Origin of the sequence: Primorskyibacter sedentarius, from assembly GCF_004342065.1 — a bacterium.
GTDB lineage: Bacteria > Pseudomonadota > Alphaproteobacteria > Rhodobacterales > Rhodobacteraceae > Primorskyibacter > Primorskyibacter sedentarius.
Window position 1 is genome coordinate 1 of sequence record NZ_SLZU01000058.1, and the last position, 4,503, is coordinate 4,503.

Sequence of the window (4,503 nt, forward strand, 5' to 3'; positions counted from 1 at the left end):
GGCTGCAATGCCTAAGCTGCGCCGCGACGTTCTACCGGCCTTGGCGCGACAACCAGGCGTGCTCTGCAAGATTCTGCAAAGGGCGCTTTCTGCGCTTCCCGGTCCTGGTGCCGACCGCAGCATCGGCCAGAAACACCACCGCCTTCGGAACGGCGGCTTCCGAAGAAATGGCCCACGAATCTCGCGGCTGCAGCATAGCTGGAGGTCAGCTTCGCATGAACGTCGCGAAAGGGCTGCCTGCGGTCACCTGCGACGACGACGGCAACTGCCCAGGCCGGTGGTCGCGACGCCGCGGTGCCGCAAGGCGGCAGAGAGCCCAATTTTTCAAATGCTGCGCGTTGCGCCAATGTCGGTTTTGGCAGTCAGCGGCTTAGCGAGGCCCTGCTCCAACAGGTTCGATCAATTGGCGTGATATCCGCCCATCTGTGAGGGATTGATATTCTCACGAAGATAGGGTTTATGCAGCCCTAATAGCGTTAGGACCCGGTGAGAGCCCGGGTGGCTCTTCCGGCCGCTGATCCGCCGGACAACCCTGAAACTTCCCGAGATACAATGCCGACCGTCGTATGAAAGACGATCTGGCACAGGGTACTGGATTGTTTAAATGATCTCAATTTCTGACTACCGACGGCAATGGTTCGGTAACATTCGTGGCGATGTGCTTGCGGGTATCGTCGTCGCGCTGGCGCTGATCCCCGAAGCCATTGCCTTCTCTATCATCGCAGGCGTGGACCCCAAGGTTGGTCTTTACGCCTCTTTTTCCATTGCCGTGCTCATCGCCTTTACAGGCGGACGGCCGGGCATGATTTCGGCGGCGACTGCCGCCACAGCCGTTCTGATGATCACGCTCGTGAAGGATCACGGGCTTGAATATCTCCTGGCCGCAACCGTTCTCGCAGGTCTCTTGCAGATCGGCGCGGGGCTTTTGAAGCTCGGTCGTTTCATGCGCTATGTGTCAAAATCGGTGATGACCGGCTTCGTGAATGCGCTGGCGATCCTCATCTTCATGGCGCAACTCCCCGAGTTGAACCTGAGCAACCCCGGCGTCACCTGGCTCACCTATGTCCTCGTCGCTGTGGGCCTTGCAATCATCTATCTCTTTCCACGGATCACCACCACGATCCCGTCGCCGCTGGTCACGATCATCGTGCTGACCCTGGCCGTTCTCGCGATGGGCTGGGACGTCCGAACGGTGGGCGACATGGGCGCACTGCCGGATACGCTGCCCTTCTTCCTGATCCCGGATGTGCCGCTGACCATCGAGACGCTGCTGATCATCTTTCCGTACTCCGTCGCCGTTGCGGTGGTCGGCCTGTTGGAAAGCCTGATGACCCAGAACATCGTCGATGATCTGACGGACACGAAATCCAGCCGCGATCAGGAGTGCATCGGGCAGGGCATCGCGAACACCGCAACCGGGTTCATTGGCGGTATGGCAGGTTGTGCGATGATCGGACAGTCGATCATCAACGTGAAATCTGGCGGCCGGGGCCGACTCTCAGCATTCACCGCTGGCGTCGTACTCCTGATCCTCGTCGTGGGGCTGGGTGACCTTGTTGCTCGGATTCCGATGCCCGCACTGGTGGCCATCATGATCATGGTGTCGATCGGCACCTTCTCCTGGTCCTCGATCAAGGCGCTCAGGGTCCATCCACGCTCGTCCTCGATCGTGATGATCGCCACGGTCGTCACCGTGGTCTATACGCATAACCTTGCCATTGGCGTGTTGGTAGGCGTTTTGCTCTCAGGCATCTTCTTTGCCGGCAAAATCGCGCAGCTTTTCCGCATCACCTCGACCCTGTCAGATGATGGACGACACCGTACCTATGTGCTCGAAGGTCAGCTCTTTTACGGATCGGCTGAAGATTTCGCAGACGCTTTCGATTTCCGCGAGGCGCTCGATCGTGTCACTATCGACGTCAGCCGGGCCCATATCTGGGACATTAGCTCCGTTCAGGCGCTGGACATGGCAATTCTGAAGTTCCGCCGAGAAGGTTCAGCAGTCGAGGTTGTCGGTATGAACGACGCAACGGAAACGCTCATCGACAAGCTTGCGATACATGACAAGCCCGGCGCGATGGACAAGTTGATGGGACACTGAGGGGGGGAACACCATGGACAAGATACTGACACTACTGGACGGGTCGGCCTATTCCGAAAGCGTCTGCCACCATACCGCGTGGATCGCGCAGAAACTCAACGCCAGCGTGGAGGCCATGCATGTGTTGGGCCGCCGCGAGGGGGGCGCGCCGACGGACTTGTCAGGAGCATTGAGCCTCGGGGCCCGTTCCACGCTGTTGCAAGAGCTTGCCACGCTGGACGAGCAGCGCGCTAAACTTGCCCAAGCGAAGGGCCATGCCATTTTGGAAGATGCAAAAGCGATCCTTGCGCAAGACGGCATCCCGAGTGTGAACCTGCGTCTGAGGAAGGGTGATCTTCTGGAAGAGGTGCGCGCGCTTGAAGACAATATTCGCGCGATCACCATTGGCAAACGCGGCGAAGGCGCTGATTTCGCCTCTGGGCATCTCGGGTCGAATTTGGAACGGATCGTGCGCAGTGCGAAGGTGCCGGTCTTTGTCGCCTCGCGGGAGTTTCACCCGATTTCAAAAGTTCTCGTGGCTTATGACGGAAGCGCCAGTGCCAAGGTTGCCATCGACCGCATGTCGATCAGCCCAGTTTTTGCGGATCTCGACATCAGCGTGCTCAGTGTGGCGCAAGATACCACTCATGCCCAGAAAGTTGCTGATGAAGCCATTACTAAGCTCCATACGGCCAATATCACGGCATCCTCTCGCATCACGACAGGCGAACCCGAAGACGCCCTGAACAAGCTGGTTTCAGAAGAGGGCTTCGATCTTCTTGTGATGGGGGCCTATGGGCATAGCCGGATCAGGAACCTCATAATCGGATCAACCACTACGGCGATGATCCAGTCGGTGAAAATTCCGGTTCTGTTATACAAGTAAGATTCCGACGCGGTCTATTTTGGCCCGCGTCGGAATTGCATAGCCGGCGTTCATTGCCATCATTCCTACGGCAGGTTTGTCCCGCTGTGCCGTTGTTCGACCTTCAAAAATGCTGCGCGATCCAAGAACGGCTGCAATGCCTAAGCTGCGCCGCGGCGTTCTACCGGCCTTGGCGCGACAACCAGGCGTGCTTTGCAAGATTCTGCAAAGCCCGCTATCTGCGCATCGCTGACTTTTGGGCGGAATTCAGCGTTCAGAAGTATTTTGTCGGGACCCTGCCTTCGCAATGCAGTTCAGGAGTGGCAGCTTCGGGAAGCGCGACCGTTCGCTGCGCAGTGCTCGAACCGGCAAGACGTGGGACTTAGCTGCCGTTCGCAAAATTGCTGCCTCGTGATACTCTGGCTTCAATCTACCTCGGAGGGCTTGGCATGAACAATCGACCAACCAGCATGTATCATGACGGGCACCGCGAATTACAAGACAGGTTTGATGGTCGCCGAATGGCAGACGCGTTGGAGAAACATCGCCGGTTTTCTGAGTTCCGAGAGCAAGATGTCAGTTTTATCGAATGCGCCGAGTTCTTCTTCTTAGCAACTGCACATGGGCGAAGTGTCGACTGCTCGTTTCGGGGAGGCGCACCGGGGTTTGTGCGGGTGACTGGTCCGGCAACGTTGGAGTGGTCAGATTTTGACGGAAACTCCATGTATCGCAGTCTTGGCAATGCCCTGAAATCCCCTCGTATTGGGTTGTTATTCATTGAATTTGGAGCACAACCGAAACGTTTACGCGTCAACGGAACTTGCGCTCTGGTGGATGGTCCGACCCCCGAAGGCTACAAAATGATTGTGAGGGTAGACGCTGACGAAATCTTCCCAAACTGTCCTCGTTATATCCCTGACCTTGCGAAGGCCGCAGCTTCCCCTTTTATTCCCGACGAGACTGGGTCCAGCGCCAAACCGGATTGGAAAAACGCCGAGGATTTGTGCGAAGCGCTCCCTGAAAACGATCCCCACAGACAATAGTTGCACCGCCTATTGGTATGATGCTGACAAGTCACTTTGGGCTCTCCTTCCTCCTTCGCTGCGCGGTTCAGGAGTGACCGCTTCGGGAGGTGTCGCCGTTCGTTGCGCAGCGCTCGTACCGGTAAGGTGTGGACGGTTCGGCGATTGGGTAGAAACAACTCGATCTGCTGTTCGCCTATTCGTAAAGCTCTCCCTCATCACCGACTACTTGGGCACCAAGTTGCTTAGCCAAAGCACGCATCACTGATCGTTGGTGACTGTCGAATGTATCAAAGTCACGGGAAGCTCGGGCTGAAACTATGCCATCAAACCATCTGAACATTGAGACCCAAACTTGACCGCCTGAATCAAACAGTTCGGCCATTCCTTGCATATGTGGATTTGAAATCTGCTCACCAGTTGTCGGATTGGTCACAAACGCAGTTGCCTGGTCTCCGAACCGAACGTCGTCAGTAATTTCGACCGCTCTCCGCCAATCTTCCAAATGTATTGGTTGACCATCTTTGTGTTTGATA

4 protein-coding genes and 1 other annotated feature are annotated in these 4,503 nt (G+C 56.7%); of the genes, 3 read left to right on the plus strand and 1 reads right to left on the minus strand.

Features of this window, described 5'->3' with window-relative positions; all coding sequences use genetic code 11:
• Positions 1-476 precede the first annotated feature (476 nt).
• Positions 477-532, plus strand: a sequence feature (sul1 is cis-regulatory element that is thought to sense ions involved in sulfur or methionine metabolism; They are found in Alphaproteobacteria).
• Between the two features lie 72 nt (positions 533-604).
• From EDD52_RS23250 to EDD52_RS23260, 3 genes are all read left to right on the plus strand, one after another.
• The gene (locus tag EDD52_RS23250; protein ID WP_132248988.1) at positions 605-2,101 is read left to right on the plus strand and encodes a SulP family inorganic anion transporter; all 1,497 of its coding nucleotides are present in this window, start codon (positions 605-607) and stop codon (positions 2,099-2,101) included.
• A 13-nt stretch (positions 2,102-2,114) separates the two neighbouring features.
• On the plus strand, positions 2,115-2,966 hold the full coding sequence (locus tag EDD52_RS23255; protein ID WP_132248989.1) for a universal stress protein: 852 nt from the start codon (positions 2,115-2,117) through the stop codon (positions 2,964-2,966).
• 428 nt (positions 2,967-3,394) lie between these two features.
• Positions 3,395-3,988 (plus strand): pyridoxamine 5'-phosphate oxidase family protein, encoded by a 594-nt coding sequence (locus tag EDD52_RS23260; protein WP_073145404.1) that lies wholly within the window; start codon positions 3,395-3,397, stop codon positions 3,986-3,988.
• Positions 3,989-4,163: 175 nt separating this feature from the next.
• Here EDD52_RS23260 and EDD52_RS23265 read toward each other — a convergent pair.
• Positions 4,164-4,503: hypothetical protein (locus tag EDD52_RS23265; protein WP_207906090.1), on the minus strand; the 340-nt coding region annotated here is incomplete at its 5' end.

What these genes read in the sequence shown, in the direction of transcription:
- EDD52_RS23250 (WP_132248988.1), top strand. Translation starts at nt 605, where the DNA reads ATGATCTCAATTTCTGACTACCGACGGCAATGGTTCGGTAACATTCGT.
- EDD52_RS23255 (WP_132248989.1), top strand. Translation starts at nt 2,115, where the DNA reads ATGGACAAGATACTGACACTACTGGACGGGTCGGCCTATTCCGAAAGC.
- EDD52_RS23260 (WP_073145404.1), top strand. Translation starts at nt 3,395, where the DNA reads ATGAACAATCGACCAACCAGCATGTATCATGACGGGCACCGCGAATTA.